At 61.8% G+C, this 18,051-nt stretch carries 15 protein-coding genes; 8 read left to right on the top strand and 7 right to left on the bottom strand.

What is annotated here, in order from left to right:
• The 6 genes from BLU76_RS31695 to BLU76_RS17500 form a co-directional block, all read right to left on the bottom strand.
• On the bottom strand, positions 1-200 hold a 200-nt coding region (locus tag BLU76_RS31695), incomplete at its 3' end, for a hypothetical protein (RefSeq protein ID WP_218190245.1).
• A gap of 90 nt (positions 201-290) precedes the next feature.
• On the bottom strand, positions 291-1,316 hold the full coding sequence (rlmF, locus tag BLU76_RS17520; RefSeq protein ID WP_063324526.1) for a 23S rRNA (adenine(1618)-N(6))-methyltransferase RlmF: 1,026 nt from the start codon (positions 1,314-1,316) through the stop codon (positions 291-293).
• 252 nt (positions 1,317-1,568) lie between these two features.
• Positions 1,569-4,415 carry a valine--tRNA ligase gene (locus BLU76_RS17515; RefSeq protein WP_092223654.1) on the bottom strand — a complete coding sequence of 949 codons (2,847 nt, stop codon included), beginning with the start codon at positions 4,413-4,415 and terminating at the stop codon, positions 1,569-1,571.
• 261 nt (positions 4,416-4,676) lie between these two features.
• A complete protein-coding gene (locus tag BLU76_RS17510) occupies positions 4,677-5,042 on the bottom strand; it encodes a hypothetical protein (RefSeq protein ID WP_027911412.1) in 366 nt (121 codons plus the stop codon).
• Positions 5,043-5,050: 8 nt separating this feature from the next.
• Positions 5,051-5,479, bottom strand: coding sequence for a DNA polymerase III subunit chi (locus BLU76_RS17505; RefSeq protein WP_092223652.1), 429 nt, complete (start codon positions 5,477-5,479; stop codon positions 5,051-5,053).
• 60 nt (positions 5,480-5,539) lie between these two features.
• Positions 5,540-7,030 carry a leucyl aminopeptidase gene (locus BLU76_RS17500; protein ID WP_092146875.1) on the bottom strand — a complete coding sequence of 497 codons (1,491 nt, stop codon included), beginning with the start codon at positions 7,028-7,030 and terminating at the stop codon, positions 5,540-5,542.
• 530 nt (positions 7,031-7,560) lie between these two features.
• Here BLU76_RS17500 and lptF point away from each other — a divergent pair.
• From lptF to pdxJ, 8 genes are all read left to right on the top strand, one after another.
• Positions 7,561-8,682 (top strand): LPS export ABC transporter permease LptF, encoded by a 1,122-nt coding sequence (gene lptF, locus BLU76_RS17495; protein ID WP_063324530.1) that lies wholly within the window; start codon positions 7,561-7,563, stop codon positions 8,680-8,682.
• A complete protein-coding gene (gene lptG, locus BLU76_RS17490; RefSeq protein ID WP_063324531.1) occupies positions 8,675-9,736 on the top strand; it encodes an LPS export ABC transporter permease LptG in 1,062 nt (353 codons plus the stop codon). The genes lptF and lptG overlap by 8 nt, the downstream gene beginning before the upstream one ends.
• Before the next feature lie 246 nt (positions 9,737-9,982).
• Positions 9,983-11,782: a translation elongation factor 4 gene (gene lepA, locus BLU76_RS17485; protein ID WP_063324532.1), complete on the top strand. Its 1,800-nt coding sequence runs from the start codon at positions 9,983-9,985 to the stop codon at positions 11,780-11,782.
• A 5-nt stretch (positions 11,783-11,787) separates the two neighbouring features.
• Entirely contained in the window at positions 11,788-12,642 is an 855-nt protein-coding gene (gene lepB / locus BLU76_RS17480) for a signal peptidase I (protein WP_063324533.1), read from the top strand.
• 183 nt (positions 12,643-12,825) lie between these two features.
• The gene (rnc, locus tag BLU76_RS17475; protein ID WP_057448995.1) at positions 12,826-13,515 is read left to right on the top strand and encodes a ribonuclease III; all 690 of its coding nucleotides are present in this window, start codon (positions 12,826-12,828) and stop codon (positions 13,513-13,515) included.
• Positions 13,508-14,410 (top strand): GTPase Era, encoded by a 903-nt coding sequence (gene era, locus BLU76_RS17470; RefSeq protein ID WP_063324534.1) that lies wholly within the window; start codon positions 13,508-13,510, stop codon positions 14,408-14,410. The genes rnc and era overlap by 8 nt, the downstream gene beginning before the upstream one ends.
• A gap of 196 nt (positions 14,411-14,606) precedes the next feature.
• Complete coding sequence (gene recO / locus BLU76_RS17465) at positions 14,607-15,296, top strand: DNA repair protein RecO (protein ID WP_063324535.1); 690 nt, start codon at positions 14,607-14,609, stop codon at positions 15,294-15,296.
• A 49-nt stretch (positions 15,297-15,345) separates the two neighbouring features.
• Positions 15,346-16,089 (top strand): pyridoxine 5'-phosphate synthase, encoded by a 744-nt coding sequence (gene pdxJ / locus BLU76_RS17460; protein ID WP_063324536.1) that lies wholly within the window; start codon positions 15,346-15,348, stop codon positions 16,087-16,089.
• Between the two features lie 323 nt (positions 16,090-16,412).
• On the opposite strand, the gene mltF is transcribed toward pdxJ, so the two are convergent.
• Positions 16,413-17,873 carry a membrane-bound lytic murein transglycosylase MltF gene (gene mltF / locus BLU76_RS17455; RefSeq protein WP_092146880.1) on the bottom strand — a complete coding sequence of 487 codons (1,461 nt, stop codon included), beginning with the start codon at positions 17,871-17,873 and terminating at the stop codon, positions 16,413-16,415.
• Between the last annotated feature and the right edge of the window lie 178 nt (positions 17,874-18,051).

Below are 18,051 nucleotides of genomic sequence, written 5' to 3'. Positions count from 1 at the left end.
GCTTTTGAGCTTTTGAGCTTTTGAGCTTTTGAGCTTTTGAGCTTTTGAGCTTTTGAGCTTTTGAGCTTTTGAGCTTTTGGGCTTTTGAGCTTTTGAGCTTTTGAGCTTTTGGGCTTTTGAGCTTTTGGGCTTTTGGGCTTTTGTGGCGAGGGAGCTTGCTCCCGCTGGGCTGCGCAGCAGCCCCTCTCAAGCTCACTCAATCGACCTGATCCACCGCGTCGCCGGGCTCCAGGGCCGCTGCGCGCCCCAGCGGGAGCAAGCTCCCTCGCCACAGGCGTGGCGACCCCGATTCAGTCCTTACGGACCCAGCGCGCCTGGCGCCAGGCCTGTTGCTGGGCCTCGGTCTGGAAGGTCCAGGCCACGAAGCGACTCTGCTTCTGGCCCTGGGACATCTCCACCACCTGGCTGTGCAGCGCCCCGGCCTTTTTCAGCGCGGTTTGAATCGCCGGCAGGTTCGACGCTTTTGACACCAGGGTGCTGAACCACAGCACTTGCCCGGCCAACTGCGCGCTTTCGCCGATCAGTTGCGTCACGAACCGGGCTTCCCCGCCTTCGCACCACAACTCCGCAGCCTGCCCGCCGAAATTCAGCACCGGCAGCTTGCGCTTCGGATCGGCCTTGCCCAGTGCCCGCCACTTGCGCTGGCTGCCCTTGGTGGCTTCCTCCAGGGACGCATGGAACGGCGGGTTGCACATCGTCAGGTCGAACCGTTCGGTGTCTTCCAGCAGGCCCAGGAGAATCTGCTTGCGGTTGGCTTGCTGGCGCAACTGGATGGCTTTGTTCAAGCCATTGGACTGGACGATGGCCTTGGCCGAGGCGATGGCCGTCGGGTCGATCTCCGAACCGAGGAAGTGCCAGCGGTAGTCGCTGTAGCCGATCAACGGATAGACGCAGTTGGCGCCGGTGCCAATGTCCAGCACCTTGACTGCTGCCCCGCGGGGGATTTCACCGGCGTTGTGGCTGGCGAGCAAATCGGCGAGGAAGTGCACATAGTCCGCCCGACCTGGCACCGGCGGGCACAGGTAATCGGCCGGGATATCCCAGTGGGCGATGCCATAGAAAGCTTTGAGCAGCGCCCGGTTGAACACCCGTACGGCTTCGGGGCTGGCAAAGTCGATGCTTTCTTTACCGTAGGGGTTGATGATCACGAACTTCGCCAGTTCCGGCGTGCTCTTGATCAACGCTGGGAAGTCATAGCGGCCCTGGTGGCGGTTGCGCGGATGCAGGCTGGCCTTCTCACGCGGCGCCACGGTTTTAGCCTCTGGGGTGGACTTGGGCTTCTGGCGGGCTGGTTTGGGTGTGCGGGGGGCGGTCATGGGCGGGTCGATTCGGGGATGGCTCAAAAAGTGGCGGGCATTGTCCCACATCCGGCCTGGTCTTGAGGCTTGTGCCGATTAAATGTGGGGGCGGGCTTGCTCGCGATGGCGGCGACACATCCAGCATTGATGCAAGCTGACCCACCGCTATCGCGAGCAAGCTCGCTCCCACAGGGGCTCAGCATGAGTGAGAAAGTGCCAGGCAAAAAGAAGGAGGCCACCAGGGCCTCCTCCTTCAGCGACGAACCCTCGTTACAGACTGGAGATCCGCGCGTGCTGCTCGGCCAGTTTGCCCAAGGCCTGTTCCGCCTCGGCCAGTTTGGCCCGTTCTTTCTCGATGACTTCGGCCGGCGCCTTGTCGACGAAGCCGGCGTTGGACAGCTTGCCGCCGACCCGCTGCACTTCGCCTTTGAGGCGCAGGATTTCCTTGTCCAGGCGCGCCAGTTCCGCGGCCTTGTCGATCAGGCCCGCCATTGGCACCAGCACTTCCATCTCGCCGACCAGGGCGGTGGCCGACAATGGTGCTTCTTCGCCGGCAGCCAGGACGGTCACCGATTCCAGCTTCGCCAGTTTCTTGAGCAGCGCCTCGTTCTCGTTGAGGCGGCGCAGGTCTTCGGCGCTGGCATTCTTCAGGAACAGGGTTAGCGGCTTGCCCGGGCCGATGTTCATTTCGGCGCGGATGTTACGCAGGCCGAGCATGAAGGTCTTGAGCCATTCGATGTCGTCTTCGGCCGCCGGATCGATGCGGCTTTCGTTGGCCACAGGCCAAGGTTGCAGCATGATCGTCTTGCCTTGGGCGCCGGCCAGCGGTGCGATGCGCTGCCAGATTTCCTCGGTGATGAACGGCATGAACGGATGCGCCAGGCGCAGGGCCACTTCCAATACGCGCACCAGGGTGCGACGGGTGCCGCGCTGGCGCTCGACCGGGGCGTTTTCGTCCCACAGCACTGGCTTGGACAGCTCCAGGTACCAGTCGCAGTACTGGTTCCAGATGAACTCGTACAAGGCTTGTGCGGCCAGGTCGAAACGGAACTGATCCAACTGGCGGGTCACTTCGGCCTCGGTGCGTTGCAGCTGGGAGATGATCCAGCGATCAGCCAGGGTCAGCTCGAAGGCTTCGCCGTTCTGGCCGCAGTCTTCACCTTTATCCAGCACGTAGCGCGCGGCGTTCCAGATCTTGTTGCAGAAGTTGCGGTAGCCTTCGACGCGACCCATGTCGAACTTGATGTCGCGACCGGTGGACGCCAGCGAGCAGAAGGTGAAGCGCAGGGCGTCGGTGCCGTAGCTGGCGATGCCCTCGGCGAACTCTTCGCGGGTGGCCTTCTCGATCTTCTTCGCCAGTTTTGGCTGCATCAGGCCGGAGGTGCGTTTCTGCACCAGGGTTTCCAGGTCGATGCCGTCGATGATGTCCAACGGGTCGAGGACGTTGCCCTTGGACTTGGACATCTTCTGGCCCTGGCCATCGCGCACCAGGCCGTGGACATAGACCGTCTTGAACGGCACTTGCGGTGTGCCGTCTTCGTTCTTCACCAGGTGCATGGTCAACATGATCATCCGGGCGACCCAGAAGAAAATGATGTCGAAACCGGTGACCAGCACGTCGGTGGAGTGGAATTTCTTCAGGAACTCGGTCTGTTGCGGCCAGCCCAGGGTCGAGAAGGTCCACAGGCCCGAACTGAACCAGGTGTCGAGGACGTCGTTGTCCTGCTGCAACGTGACGTCCGGACCGAGGTTGTGCTTGGCGCGGACTTCGGCTTCATCGCGGCCGACGTAGACCTTGCCCGACTCGTCGTACCAGGCCGGGATGCGATGGCCCCACCACAGCTGGCGGCTGATGCACCAATCCTGGATGTCACGCATCCAGGAGAAGTACATGTTTTCGTATTGCTTGGGCACGAACTGGATGCGGCCATCTTCCACGGCGGCAATCGCAGGTTCAGCCAGCGGCTTGGTGGACACGTACCACTGGTCGGTCAACCACGGCTCGATGATGGTGCCGGAGCGGTCGCCTTTCGGAACTTTCAGGGCATGATCGTCGACGCTGACCAGCAGGCCGGCGGCGTCGAACGCCGCGACGATCTGCTTGCGCGCCTCGAAACGGTCCAGGCCGGCGTATTCAGCCGGGATCTGGCCGTCGATGCTCTCGTTCAGCGTGCCGTCCAGGTTGAACACCTGGGCTGCCGGTAGGACGTTGGCGTTCTTGTCGAAGATGTTCAGCAGCGGCAGGTTGTGGCGCTTGCCGACTTCGTAGTCGTTGAAGTCGTGGGCCGGGGTGATTTTCACACAGCCGGTGCCGAATTCCGGGTCGCAGTAGTCGTCGCCGATGATCGGGATACGACGGCCAACCAGGGGCAGCTCGACGAACTTGCCGATCAGCGCCTGGTAGCGTTCATCGTTCGGGTTCACCGCCACGGCCGAGTCGCCCAACATGGTTTCCGGACGCGTGGTGGCGACGATCAGGTAATCCTTGCCTTCGGCGGTCTTGGCGCCGTCGGCCAGCGGGTACTTCAGGTTCCACAGGAAACCTTTCTCGTCATGGTTCTCCACTTCGAGGTCGGAAATGGCCGTGTGCAACTTGGTGTCCCAGTTGACCAGGCGCTTGCCGCGATAGATCAGCCCGTCTTCGTGCAGGCGTACAAAGGCTTCTTTCACCGCTTCGGAGAGGCCATCGTCCATGGTGAAGCGCTCGCGGCTCCAGTCTACCGACGAGCCGAGGCGACGGATCTGGCGGCTGATGTTGCCACCGGACTCGTCTTTCCATTCCCAGACTTTCTCCAGGAATTTTTCGCGACCCAGGTCATGGCGATTCTGGCCCTGGGCTTCGAGGCGACGCTCCACCAGCATCTGCGTGGCGATACCGGCGTGGTCGGTACCCGGCTGCCACAAGGTGTTGCGACCCTGCATGCGGCGGAAACGGATCAGGGCGTCCATGATCGCGTTGTTGAAACCGTGGCCCATGTGCAGGCTGCCAGTGACGTTAGGCGGCGGGATCATGATGGTGTAGGAATCGCCCGCGCCTTGCGGAGCGAAATAATTCTCGGACTCCCAGGTGTTGTACCAGGAAGTTTCAATGGCGTGCGGCTGGTAGGTCTTATCCATGCGCGGCGGGACCCTATTGGCATTTATTCAGGAAAAGCCGGGAAGTATAGCGGGGCGAAGGACGCAGGGCGAGCCAGCACGCAGTGAGCGCGTATTAACAGGCGCAACAAATCCTGTGGCGAGGGAGCTTGCTCCCGCTGGGGCGCGAAGCGGCCCCCAAAAGTGTCAAGGTGAGTGAGAGGGGGCTGCTCGCCAGTGTTACGGCTGCTTTGCAGCCGAGCGGGAGCAAGCTCCCTCGCCACAAAAAGCGGGGGAGTGCTTTTATTCGTACTGACTGAGCAAGCGCTCCATCCGTGCATCCAGCCGACGCTTGATCTCGGTCTCGATGTGCGGGGCGAAGTCGTCGATGACGTCTTGCATGATCAACTGCGCAGCAGCGCGCAGTTCGCGGTCCAGGTGCAACAGGGCGTCGGGCCCTTTGGCTTCGGTCTTGGCAGCAGGCTTGGGTTCCGGCTGGCCGTTGATCGGGTCGAACAGCAGGGGGATCTGTTCGTCATGCACTGGCTCGTGCACGACCGTGTCGGTCAGCAGTGGCGGTTGCAGGTTGTCGTCGCCGAGCAGTTGGCGGATCGACTCGAGGTCATCCAGCAGGTGCGCGGGTTTTTGTGGCGGTTTTGGAGTGTCCATCGTAGGGCTCAGAGTCGCTGTAAACGGTGGTCTTGCAGAGGATAGCCCTGTTCGCGGTAGAAACGGAAACTCTCCCGCGCGGCTTGTCGGATGGCCGGGTCTTCGACCACCACTTCCGCCACACGGGCGAAGCGCTGGGCAAAGGCCGGAACTTTCAGGTCGAGGTTGACCAGCAGGTCCTGGTGCTGGCCGCAGTCGTCCCCCAGTCCCAGCACGATCACCCCCTCGGGTTCGCTTTCGGCCGGGCCGTGGGGCACGAAGCTCTCGCCCTTGAAAGCCCACAGGCGTGCGTCCAGGTCCTCGCGTTGGGCGGCATCGCTGCAATGCAGGTAGATGCGGTGGCCCATGCGCCAGGCCTTTTCGGTGAGCTTGCAGGCGAAATCCAGCCGCGCCGACGGGTCGGCGCTGGGCAGGATATAGAAATCGACTTTGGTCATTGCGGTTCCTGAGCCGCCGATGACCCCACCCGAGGGTGGGGCCAACGACGGTCATTGGTGTCAGGCCTTGGCGCGGTCCAGCAGGTACTGGGTCAGCAGGGGCACCGGACGACCGGTGGCGCCCTTGTCCTTGCCGCCGCTGGTCCACGCCGTGCCGGCGATGTCCAGGTGCGCCCAGTTCAGGTTCTTGGTAAAGCGCGACAGGAAGCAGGCTGCGGTGATGGTCCCGGCTTTCGGGCCGCCGATGTTGGCGATGTCGGCGAACGGGCTGTCCAGTTGTTCCTGGTATTCGTCGAACAGCGGCAGTTGCCAGGCGCGGTCGTCAGCTTGTTGGCCGGCGCTGAGCAGTTGGCCGATCAACTCGTCGTTGTTGCCCAGCAGGCCCGAGGTGTGGGAGCCCAGGGCGACGATGCAAGCACCGGTCAGGGTCGCGATGTCGATCACCGCTTGCGGCTTGAAGCGCTCGGAGTAGGTGAGGGCGTCGCACAACACCAGGCGGCCTTCGGCGTCGGTGTTGAGGATTTCAACGGTCTGGCCGCTCATGGTGGTGACGATGTCACCCGGACGCGAGGCCGTGCCGCTGGGCATGTTCTCGGCGCAGGCCAGGATGCACACCAGGTTGATCGGTAGTTGCAGTTCGAGCACGGCGCGCAGGGTGCCGAACACGCTCGCGGCGCCACCCATGTCGTACTTCATCTCATCCATGCCAGCGCCCGGCTTGAGGCTGATGCCGCCGGTGTCGAAGGTGATGCCCTTGCCGACCAGTGCGTACGGCTTCTCGGACTTCTTGCCACCGTTGTATTGCATGACGATCAGGCGCGGTGGTTGGGCGCTGCCCTGGCCAACGGCGTAGAACGAGCCCATGCCCAGGTCCTTGATCTTCTTCTCGTCGAAGACTTCGACCTTCAGGCCCTTGAATTCCTTGCCCAGTGCCTTGGCTTGTTCGCCGAGGAACGTCGGGTGGCAGATATTCGGTGGCAGGTTGCCCAGGTCGCGGGTAAACGCCATGCCGTTGGCAATCGCGGTGGCGTGGGTCACGGCGCGCTGGACTTCAGCCTGGGCGGCTTTGATGGTCAGCACGGTGATTTTTTTCAGGGTGCGGGGTTCGGCTTTCTGGCTCTTGAACTGGTCGAACCGGTATTCGCCGTCTACCAGGGTTTCGGCCAGCAAGCGGTTCTTGCCGTAGCTATCGCGGCCCTTGATCACCAACTCGTCCAACGCCAGGGCGGCATCAGCGCCGCCAAGGCCGTTGAGGGTGCCCAGCACGCCGGCGATGAGTTTACGGAACGGACGATCGCCCAGTTCAGCGTCCTTGCCCACGCCCACCAGCAGCACGCGCTCGGCCTTGAGGTTGGGCAGGTTGTGCAGTAACAGGCTCTGGCCGACCTTGCCGGCCAGGTCGCCGCGCTTGAGTACGGCGCTGATGGCCCCGCCGCTCAGGGTATCGAGCTGGGTGGCGACCACGCCGAGCTTGCGGTTTTCACCGACGGCAACCACCAGCGTGGCGGTTTTCAACGTTTCTGGGCTGACGCTTTTTACAACCAGTTCCATGTCCGGATCCCTGAGTCAATGGTCAAGATGCCAGGCGCTGACTTGTGGTGAGGGAGCTTGCTCCCGCTCGGTTGCGCAGCAACCGCAAAGAAGCGGGGTCTGCTACGCAGCCCAGCGGGAGCAAGCTCCCTCGCCACAAGTCCTGAGTGAAACGGTCACGGTCGCGCCGGCGACAAAGGCCGCAGTTTGAACCTCGGCGCCCGAGCCTGACAACCCTCGACGGCGCTAACTTTTGGCTTTAAGCACCGGCTTAAAGCGTGCGAAGTGACAGGCGCCTCCAATCACAGGATAATGCGGCTCTTTTTTCGGCGGCTCGCGTTGGCGGGCCGACTCGATACGTTTGCTTGTTTGGCCGCCTTAAGGGTTTTTATGCAAAGTCGCCGAACGGCGATCAGGCAAGGCGAAAACAGGCGAGGAAGCGGAGTTGACTGGCTGTCAATGAGCATTCCGAGCCTGTTTTCAACGCAGCATGATCGTCGCGCAGGCACTTTTCATACAAAACCCAGCCTGACAACCCTGGAGTGTCTGGTGTGATCGTCTTTCGTTATCTATCCCGTGAAGTCCTGCTGACCCTGAGCGCCGTCAGCGCCGTGCTGCTGGTCATCATCATGAGCGGGCGCTTCATCAAATACCTCGCCCAGGCGGCTTCCGGCGCCCTGGACCCGGGCTCGCTGTTCCTGATCATGGGGTTCCGCCTGCCGGGCTTCTTGCAATTGATCCTGCCGCTGGGGTTGTTCCTCGGCATCCTGCTGGCCTACGGGCGCTTGTACCTGGACAGCGAAATGACCGTGCTGTCGGCCACCGGTATGAGCCAACAGCGCCTGTTTCGCATGACGCTGTTCCCGGCCACGTTGGTGGCGTTGGTGGTGGCCTGGCTGAGCCTGAGCCTGGCCCCCCAAGGCGCCAACCAGTTCCAGTTGCTGATCAACCAGCAGGACGCCATGACCGAGTTCGACACCCTGGTGCCAGGGCGTTTCCAGGCCCTGCGCGACGGCACGCGGGTGACCTACACCGAACAGCTCTCGGACGACCGGATCGACCTGGCCGGCGTCTTCATTACCCAAAAGAACCTGTCTTCGGATACCAAGAAGGACCGTGGCATTTCCGTGCTAGTGGCCGAGAAGGGCCGGCAGGAAATCAACCCCGACGGCAACCGCTACCTGATCCTGGAAAACGGCTATCGCTATGACGGCAAGCCGGGACAGGCCGATTACCGGGCCATCAAGTACGACACCTATGGCGTGCTGTTGCCCAAGCCCGAGGTCAGCGACGAAGTCACTGATCGCGACGCGATGCCGACCGCCAGCCTGCTGGGCAACAAGGACATTCGTGCCCGTACCGAGCTGCAATGGCGCCTGTCCTTGCCGCTGCTGGTGTTCATCGTGACCCTCATGGCGGTCCCGCTGTCGCGGGTCAACCCGCGCCAGGGGCGTTTCCTCAAGCTGCTGCCGGCGATTCTTCTGTATATGGCTTACCTGACCATCCTGATTTCCGCTCGCAGTGCGTTGGAGAAAGGCAAGATTCCGCCCGCCTTGGGCCTGTGGTGGGTGCACTCGATCTTCCTGGCCATCGGCCTGGGGCTGCTCTATTGGGAGCCGCTACGCCTGAAGCTGGCCAGTCGTCGCAGCGCGCTGGAGGTGGCCCGTGGTTAAACTCGATCGGTACATCGGCAGCAGCGTGTTCATGGCGATCCTTGCGGTGCTGGGGATCATCCTCGGTCTGGCGACCCTGTTTGCCTTCATCGATGAAATGAGCGATGTCAGCGACACCTATACGCTGACGGACGTGGCGAGCTACGTGCTGCTGACGGCGCCACGGCGTTTGTACGACATGCTGCCGATGGCCGCGCTGATCGGTTGCCTGATCGGCCTGGGCAGCCTGGCCAGCAACAGCGAGCTGACCATCATGCGCGCCGCCGGCGTGTCCATTGGTCGGATCGTCTGGGCGGTGATGAAGCCCATGCTGGTGTTGATGCTGGTGGGTGTGCTGATCGGCGAATACATCGCCCCAGCCACCGAAAATACTGCCCAGGCCAACCGTTCCCTGGCCCAGGGCGGCGGCGATGCGCAAAGCGCCAAGCACGGCCTGTGGCACCGCCAGGGCGACGAGTTCATCCATATCAACTCGGTCCAGCCCAACGGCATCCTGTACGGGGTGACCCGTTATCGCTTCGACGACCAGCGGCACATGCTGTCGTCGAGCTTCGCCAAGCGCGCCAAATTCGCCGAGGACCACTGGCAGTTGATCGATGTCACTACCACCTTGTTCCATGACAAGCGCACCGAGGTGGTCGCCGCCCCACGGGAGCGTTGGGACGTGTCGATCAGCCCGCAACTGCTCAGCACCGTGGTGATGGCGCCCGAATCCCTGTCGATTACCGGCTTGTGGGGGTATATCCACTATCTGGCGGACCAGGGCTTGAATAACGGCCGCTATTGGCTGGCTTTTTGGGTCAAGGTGTTGCAGCCGTTGGTCACCGCCGCCCTGGTGTTGATGGCGATTTCCTTCATTTTTGGTCCGCTGCGTTCGGTGACCCTTGGCCAGCGGGTGTTTACCGGTGTACTGGTGGGCTTCACTTTCCGCATTGCCCAGGATCTGCTGGGGCCGTCGAGCCTGGTGTTCGGCTTCTCACCGCTGTTTGCGGTGCTGGTGCCGGCCGGTGTCTGCGCGTTGGCCGGGCTTTGGCTGTTGCGTCGGGCGGGTTGACCCCGATTCTTGTGGCGAGCGGGCTTCTGTGGCGAGGGAGCTTGCTGTGGCGAGGGGATTTATCCCCGCTGGGCTGCGAAGCAGCCCCCTGCGCCCTGCCTGGCACATCGCGATGGCTGATGGATCGTGGGGCTGCTTCGCAACCCAGCGGGGATAAATCCCCTCGCCACAATGGCGTCTGTATCAGGTACAATCCCCGGCTATTTTTCGGCGGGCTATGCCTGCAGCCTTTTTGAGTGTTGATCCGTGAGTGATTTGAGTCATATCCGCAATTTCTCCATCATCGCCCACATTGACCATGGCAAGTCGACGCTGGCCGATCGCTTCATCCAGATGTGCGGCGGCCTGGCCGAGCGTGAAATGGAAGCCCAGGTCCTGGACTCCATGGACCTCGAACGTGAACGCGGGATCACCATCAAGGCCCACAGCGTTACCCTCTACTACAAGGCCCGCGACGGCATCACCTATCAGCTGAACTTCATCGATACCCCGGGCCACGTCGACTTCACCTATGAAGTCAGCCGGTCGCTGGCGGCCTGTGAAGGTGCGCTGCTGGTGGTCGATGCCGGCCAGGGCGTCGAAGCCCAGTCGGTTGCCAACTGCTACACGGCCATCGAGCAGGGCCTGGAAGTCATGCCGGTGCTGAACAAGATCGACCTGCCCCAGGCCGATCCGGACCGCGTGAAGGAAGAAATCGAGAAAATCATCGGCATCGACGCCACCGACGCGGTCACCTGCAGCGCCAAGACCGGCCTGGGCGTGGACGAAGTGCTCGAGCGCCTGGTGCACACCATTCCCGCGCCGACCGGCAACATCGAAGATCCGCTGCAAGCGTTGATCATCGACTCCTGGTTCGACAACTACCTGGGCGTGGTGTCCCTGGTTCGCGTGCGCCATGGCCGCGTGAAGAAGGGCGACAAGATCCTGGTCAAGTCCACCGGCAAGATCCACCTGGTGGACAGCGTCGGTGTATTCAACCCGAAACATACCGCTACCGTAGACCTGAAGGCCGGTGAAGTGGGCTTCATCATCGCCGGTATCAAGGACATCCACGGGGCGCCGGTCGGCGACACCCTGACCTTGAGTTCCACCCCCGACGTCGATGTGCTGCCAGGTTTCAAACGCATCCAGCCGCAGGTCTATGCCGGCCTGTTCCCGGTCAGCTCCGACGACTTCGAGGATTTCCGCGAAGCCCTGCAGAAGCTGACCCTGAACGACTCGTCCCTGCAATACACCCCGGAAAGCTCCGATGCCCTGGGCTTCGGTTTCCGTTGCGGATTCCTGGGCATGTTGCACATGGAAATCATCCAGGAGCGCCTGGAGCGCGAATACGACCTGGACCTGATCACCACGGCACCGACGGTTATTTTCGAGCTGTTGCTCAAGAACGGCGAGACCCTCTACGTCGACAACCCGTCCAAGCTGCCGGACCTGTCGGCCATCGAAGACATGCGCGAACCGATCGTGCGGGCCAACATCCTTGTGCCTCAGGAGCACCTGGGCAACGTCATTACGTTGTGCATCGAGAAGCGTGGCGTACAACACGACATGCTGTTCCTCGGCACGCAGGTCCAGGTGACCTACGACCTGCCGATGAACGAGGTGGTACTGGACTTCTTCGACCGCCTCAAATCCACCAGTCGCGGCTATGCTTCGCTGGACTATCATTTCGATCGTTACCAATCGGCTAATCTGGTGAAGCTGGATGTGCTGATCAACGGTGAGAAAGTCGATGCCCTGGCATTGATCGTGCACCGTGATAACGCGCACTACAAAGGTCGTGCATTGACCGAGAAGATGAAGGAACTGATTCCGCGGCAGATGTTCGACGTGGCAATCCAGGCCGCCATTGGCGGGCAGATTGTGGCGCGTACAACCGTCAAGGCGCTCAGAAAGAACGTATTGGCCAAATGCTACGGTGGCGACGTCAGCCGTAAGCGCAAGCTGTTGGAAAAGCAGAAGGCCGGTAAAAAACGCATGAAGCAGGTCGGTAACGTGGAAATTCCACAGGAAGCCTTCCTTGCGGTGCTCAGGTTGGATAGTTAGGTCCTATGTCGCTAAATTTCCCGCTGTTGCTGGTTATCGCCGTGTTTGTCTGCGGCCTGTTGGCGTTGCTTGATCTGTTGTTCCTGGCGCCTCGGCGCCGGGCGGCCATCGCCTCTTATCAGGGCAGCGTCAGCCAGCCTGATGGTGTGGTGATCGAAAAGCTCAACAAGGAACCGCTGCTGGTCGAATACGGCAAGTCGTTCTTCCCGGTGTTGTTCATCGTGCTGGTGCTGCGCTCGTTCCTGGTGGAACCCTTCCAGATTCCCTCCGGCTCGATGAAGCCGACCCTGGACGTGGGCGATTTCATCCTGGTGAACAAGTTTTCCTACGGGATCCGCCTGCCGGTGATCGACAAGAAAGTCATCGAAGTCGGTGATCCGCAACGCGGCGATGTCATGGTGTTCCGCTTCCCGAGCGACCCGAACGTCAACTACATCAAGCGTGTCGTCGGCCTGCCGGGCGACACGGTTCGCTACACCGCCGACAAGCGCCTGTTCGTCAATGGCGAATCCGTGGCCGAACAGTTGCTCGGCTCCGAGCCGGGTACGCTGGGCAGTGCCGAGCTCTACCGGGAAAAACTCGGCGAGGCCGAGCACCTGATCCGCAAGGAAATGAGCCGCTACCGCGCGACACCGGACCATTCGTGGACCGTGCCGGCGGGGCACTACTTCATGATGGGAGACAACCGCGACAACTCCAACGACAGCCGGTACTGGGATGATCCGAACATTCCCAAGGACCTGCTGGGCATGGTCCCGGACCGGAACATCGTCGGCAAGGCCTTTGCGGTCTGGATGAGCTGGCCGGAACCCAAACTCAGTCACCTGCCGAATTTCTCGCGGGTTGGCCTGATCAAGTAATCACCCACGGCGCTGTTGAACACAGCGCCGAATGCTTTTCTGGAGCCTGCGCAAGGTTGCCCGAAGGCATGAAGCCAACGATAGTCAGGACGTATTTTTGAACACAGCGTTAATTGTCCCAAGCCAACGGCGCCTTGCCGCCGTGGCGGTGGAATCCAGCCACGAACTCAGCGTGGGTAAACCGTGAGCGTTTCTCTAAGCCGTCTCGAGCGTCAGCTCGGCTACACCTTCAAGGACCAGGACCTGATGCTCCTGGCCCTCACTCACCGCAGTTTTGCCGGGCGCAACAACGAACGCCTGGAATTCCTCGGTGATGCCATCCTCAACTTCGTGGCCGGTGAGGCGCTGTTCGAGCGTTTCCCGCTGGCCCGCGAAGGCCAATTGTCGCGTTTGCGCGCGCGCTTGGTAAAAGGTGAGACCCTGGCCGTACTGGCCCGTGGTTTTGACCTGGGCGACTACCTGCGCCTGGGCTCCGGCGAGCTGAAAAGTGGCGGTTTCCGTCGCGAATCTATCCTGGCCGATGCCCTGGAAGCCTTGATCGGCGCGATCTATCTGGACTCAGGCATGGAAATGGCGCGTGAACGCGTGCTGGCCTGGCTGACGTCCGAGATCGACAGCCTGACGCTGGTGGACACCAACAAGGATCCGAAGACCCGTTTGCAGGAATTCCTGCAATCGCGCAGTTGCGAGCTGCCGCGCTACGAAGTCGTGGATATCCAGGGTGAGCCGCATTGCCGTACCTTCTTCGTCGAATGCGAAGTGGTCCTATTGAATGAAAAAAGCCGGGGTCAGGGTGTGAGTCGTCGTATTGCCGAACAGGTAGCGGCCGCCGCAGCATTGATTGCCCTGGGTGTGGAGAATGGCAATGACTGATACAACCGTCACCCGCTGCGGCTATGTCGCCATTGTCGGTCGGCCGAACGTGGGTAAATCCACGCTGCTGAACCACATCCTGGGCCAGAAGCTGGCGATCACCTCGCGCAAGCCCCAGACGACCCGCCACAACATGCTGGGCATCAAGACCGAAGGCGCCGTGCAGGCGATCTACGTCGACACCCCGGGCATGCACAAGGGCGGCGAAAAGGCCCTGAACCGCTACATGAACAAGACTGCCTCGGCGGCGTTGAAAGACGTCGACGTGGTGATCTTCGTGGTCGACCGCACCAAGTGGACCGACGAAGACCAGATGGTCCTCGAGCGCGTCCAATACGTCACCGGCCCGCTGATCGTGGCGCTGAACAAGACCGATCGGATCGAAGACAAGGCGGAACTGATGCCGCACCTGTCCTGGTTGCAGGAACAGTTGCCGAACGCCCAGATCATCCCGATCTCTGCCCAGCACGGCCATAACCTCGACGCGTTGGAGCGGGTCATTGCCGAACATCTGCCGGAAAACGATCACTTCTTCCCCGAAGACCAGATCACCGACCGCAGCAGCCGTTTCCTCGCCGCCGAGCTGGTGCGCGAGAAAATCATGCGTCAGATGGGGGCCGAGTTGCCCTACCAGATCACGGTCGAGATCGAAGAGTTCAAGCAACAGGGCAAGACCCTGCATATCCACGCCTTGATCCTCGTCGAACGTGACGGCCAGAAGAAAATCATCATTGGCGACAAGGGCGAGCGCATCAAGCGCATCGGCACCGAGGCGCGCAAGGACATGGAACTGCTGTTCGACTCCAAGATCATGCTCAACCTGTGGGTCAAGGTGAAGGGTGGCTGGTCCGACGACGAGCGGGCGCTGCGGTCGTTGGGTTACGGCGACCTGTAATCCCCGGATCATGGTGGGCGGGCTCTTGTGGCGAGGGAGCTTGCTCCCGCTGGGCTGCGCAGCAGCCCCAATACCCTTCCGGCAACTCGGTGTGTCTGGTAGATCCAAGGGGGCTGCTTCGCAGCCCAGCGGGAGCAAGCTCCCTCGCCACAAGGCTCTCTTCCATAGTCGATATCTTCTGATATTCAGGCCCCTGATGTCCCCAAGCCAACCCATCGCCCAACCCGCCTACGTCCTCCACAGCCGCGCCTACCGCGAAAGCAGCGCCCTGGTGGACTTCCTCACGCCGCAAGGGCGGCTGCGGGCGGTGTTGCGTGGAGCGCGGGGCAAGGCCGGGACACTGGCGCGGCCGTTCGTGCCGCTGGAAGTCGAGTTCCGTGGTCGAGGCGAGTTGAAAAATGTCGGGCGCATGGAAAGCAATGGCGTCGCGGCGTGGCTCAACGGTGAGGCGCTGTTCAGCGGCTTGTACCTCAATGAACTGTTGATCCGCCTGCTGCCGGCCGAAGATCCCCACCCGGCCGTCTTCGACCACTACGCCGCCACGCTACTGGCCCTGGCTGAAGGGCGGCCGCTGGAGCCGCTGCTGCGCTCCTTTGAGTGGCGGCTACTGGATGACCTGGGCTACGGCTTCGCTCTGAACACTGATCTGCACGGCGAACCCGTCGCGGCGGACGGTCTTTACCGCTTACAGGTGGATGCTGGCCTGGAGCAGGTCTACCTGTTGCAACCGGGGCTGTTCAATGGGGCTGAGCTGCTGGCGATGGCCGAGGCCGACTGGAGTGCGCCAGGCGCCTTGTCGGCAGCCAAGCGGCTGATGCGCCAGGCCCTGGCTGTGCACCTGGGCGGGCGGCCACTGGTCAGTCGCGAGTTGTTTCGCAAGCCCTGATCAACCCGTATGCTGTGGGCCGACTATTCGTCCATTCAGGAGCCTTTTTGTGAGCACCAGCAATCGCATTCTTCTCGGCGTGAACATCGACCATGTCGCCACCCTGCGCCAGGCCCGGGGTACGCGTTACCCGGATCCGGTCAAGGCCGCATTGGACGCGGAAGAGGCGGGTGCCGACGGCATCACCGTACACTTGCGTGAAGACCGTCGTCACATCCAGGAGCGAGATGTGCTGCTGCTCAAGGACGTGCTGCAAACCCGCATGAACTTCGAAATGGGCGTGACCGAAGAGATGATGGCGTTCGCTGAGCTCATCCGCCCGGCGCACATCTGCCTGGTGCCGGAGACTCGCCAGGAGCTGACCACCGAAGGCGGTCTCGACGTGGCGGGGCAGGAGGCGCGGATCAGCTTGGCAGTGGAGCGCTTGTCGAAGATTGGCGCCGAGGTATCGCTGTTCATTGATGCCGACGAACGGCAGATCGAGGCTTCCAAGCGTGTTGGCGCGCCGGCCATCGAGCTGCACACGGGCCGTTACGCTGATGCCGAGACTCCCACGGATGTGGCCGATGAGCTGCAGCGAGTCGCTGACGGTGTCGCCTTCGGCCTGGCCAAGGGCCTGATCGTCAACGCCGGCCATGGCCTGCACTACCACAACGTCGAAGCCGTCGCGGCGATCAAGGGCATCAACGAGCTGAACATCGGCCACGCGTTGGTGGCCCATGCGTTGTTCGTCGGGTTCAAGTCGGCTGTATCGGAAATGAAGGCGCTGATCCTGGCTGCCGCCAAGTCCTGACCGCGGCCATAAGACTGGCTGCTCACTTAGGGCTTGCCTGATTCATTGTGGCGAGGGAGCTTGCTCCCGCTGGGCTGCGCAGCAGCCCCTTGGATCTGCCAGACACACCGGGTTGCCAGGGAGTTACTAGGGCCGCTTCGCGCCCCAGCGGGAGCAAGCTCCCTCGCCACAATGGTTCATCACTGCATCAGGGCTGCGCAGCAGCTTCTTGGATCTGCCAGACACACCGGGTTGCCAGGGAGTTACTAGGGCCGCTTCGCGCCCCAGCGGGAGCAAGCTCCCTCGCCACAGATTCATCACTGCATCGGGATGGTGTACAGCTGTCAGAGCTGCGGGCTTTCCTGGTTAGGCTTGCTCTTGTCGACTCCCGGCACGTGCAGATTGCCCTCGGCCACCTGGTTGCCTTCGAGCTGCGGCTGCGTCACCCAGGTCAGGATGTCGTAGTAGCGACGGATGTTCGCCACGAAATGCACCGGCTCGCCGCCCCGGGCGTAGCCATAGCGGGTCTTGCTGTACCACTGTTTCTGCGACAGGCGCGGCAGGATCTTCTTCACATCCAGCCACTTGTTCGGGTTCAGCCCTTCCTTGGCCGCCAGTTTGCGCGCATCGTCCAGGTGACCGCTGCCCACGTTATAGGCGGCGAGGGCGAACCAGGTGCGGTCGGGCTCCTGGATGCTTTCGTCCAGTTGATCCTTCATGTAGGCCAGGTACTTGGCGCCGCCCATGATGCTCTGCTTCGGATCCAGGCGGTTGGACACGCCCATGGCCTGGGCGGTGTTCTGGGTCAGCATCATCAGGCCGCGCACGCCGGTCTTGGACGTGACCGCCGGTTGCCACAGCGATTCCTGATAGCCAATGGCGGCCAGCAGGCGCCAGTCGACTTTCTCTTTCTTGGCGTAGGCCTTGAAGTGCTGTTCGTATTTGGGCAGCCGTTGCTGCAAATGCTGGGCGAAGGTGGTGGCGCCCATGTAGCCGAGGACATCGACGTGCCCGTAATAGCGGTCTTTGAGGCGCTGCAGGGTGCCGTTCTTCTGCACTTTGTCCAGGTAGCTGTTGATCTCGTTGAGCAGGCTGTTGTCTTCACCGGGGGCGACCGCCCAACTCTGGCTGCGGGCATCACCCAGGTCGAACGCCACGCGCACGTTGGGGAAGTACACCTGGTTCATCGCCACTTCGTTGGAGTCCACCAGGGTCAGGTCGATCTGGCCCTCATCCACCATGCGTAGCAGGTCGACCACTTCAACCGCGTCGGACTCTTCGTATTCGATGCCCGGGTATTGCTGTTTAAGCTGTGCCAGTTGTTCGGCGTGAGTGCTGCCCTTGAGCACCATGATTTTTTTGCCGGCCAAAGCGGCGGCGTCGGTGGGGCGTGACTGGCCGTTGCGGTAGATGATCTGCGGGGTGACTTCCAGGTAGGAGCGGGAAAACCGTACCTGCTTCTTGCGCTGTTCGCTGCTGACCAGGCCCGCGGCCGCCAATACCGGACCGTTGGGCTTGCCGATCTGGCTGAACAGATCGTCGAGGTTGTCGGCGGTCTCTATCTTCAGTTCCACCCCCAAATCGTCGGCGAAGCGCTTCACCAGCTCGTACTCGAAGCCGGTTTCACCGTTACGATCCTCAAAGTAGGTGGCGGGGCTGTTTCGGGTAACCACCCGCAGCACGCCATCCTCCTTTACGCGCTCCAGTGTGTTGGGTTTCTCAACACAACCACTGAGCACCAGGAAGAGTCCGGTTGCGATCAGCCATCTGGCATATCGCGGACGCAAAGCCGTTGGGGAAAACATCTGCGCAGTATACGCAAACGGCCCCTACCGCCATATCTCGACAGCAAAAGGCCAGTCTGCTAGCCATTGCAAAACATGTCCGCAACACAGGCCGGCCGGGGCGCGCAGGGCTTTGCATCGCTGAAAAATATCTCTTCGGCAGCCTTGGCGCGGGTGTCCGATACCGTCGCGCACGCAA

The organism is Pseudomonas sp. NFACC08-1 (genome assembly GCF_900106735.1).
GTDB classification, from domain to species: Bacteria; Pseudomonadota; Gammaproteobacteria; order Pseudomonadales; family Pseudomonadaceae; genus Aquipseudomonas; species Aquipseudomonas fluorescens_Q.
This window is presented reverse-complemented; position numbering and strand designations above follow the sequence as displayed.

Coding starts and splice junctions, on each gene's coding strand:
- mltF (WP_092146880.1), bottom strand. CDS start 17,873: ATGTTTTCCCCAACGGCTTTGCGTCCGCGATATGCCAGATGGCTGATC.
- BLU76_RS17505 (WP_092223652.1), bottom strand. CDS start 5,479: ATGACCAAAGTCGATTTCTATATCCTGCCCAGCGCCGACCCGTCGGCG.
- era (WP_063324534.1), top strand. CDS start 13,508: ATGACTGATACAACCGTCACCCGCTGCGGCTATGTCGCCATTGTCGGT.
- lepB (WP_063324533.1), top strand. CDS start 11,788: ATGTCGCTAAATTTCCCGCTGTTGCTGGTTATCGCCGTGTTTGTCTGC.
- BLU76_RS17515 (WP_092223654.1), bottom strand. CDS start 4,415: ATGGATAAGACCTACCAGCCGCACGCCATTGAAACTTCCTGGTACAAC.
- recO (WP_063324535.1), top strand. CDS start 14,607: ATGTCCCCAAGCCAACCCATCGCCCAACCCGCCTACGTCCTCCACAGC.
- rlmF (WP_063324526.1), bottom strand. CDS start 1,316: ATGACCGCCCCCCGCACACCCAAACCAGCCCGCCAGAAGCCCAAGTCC.
- BLU76_RS17510 (WP_027911412.1), bottom strand. CDS start 5,042: ATGGACACTCCAAAACCGCCACAAAAACCCGCGCACCTGCTGGATGAC.
- BLU76_RS17500 (WP_092146875.1), bottom strand. CDS start 7,030: ATGGAACTGGTTGTAAAAAGCGTCAGCCCAGAAACGTTGAAAACCGCC.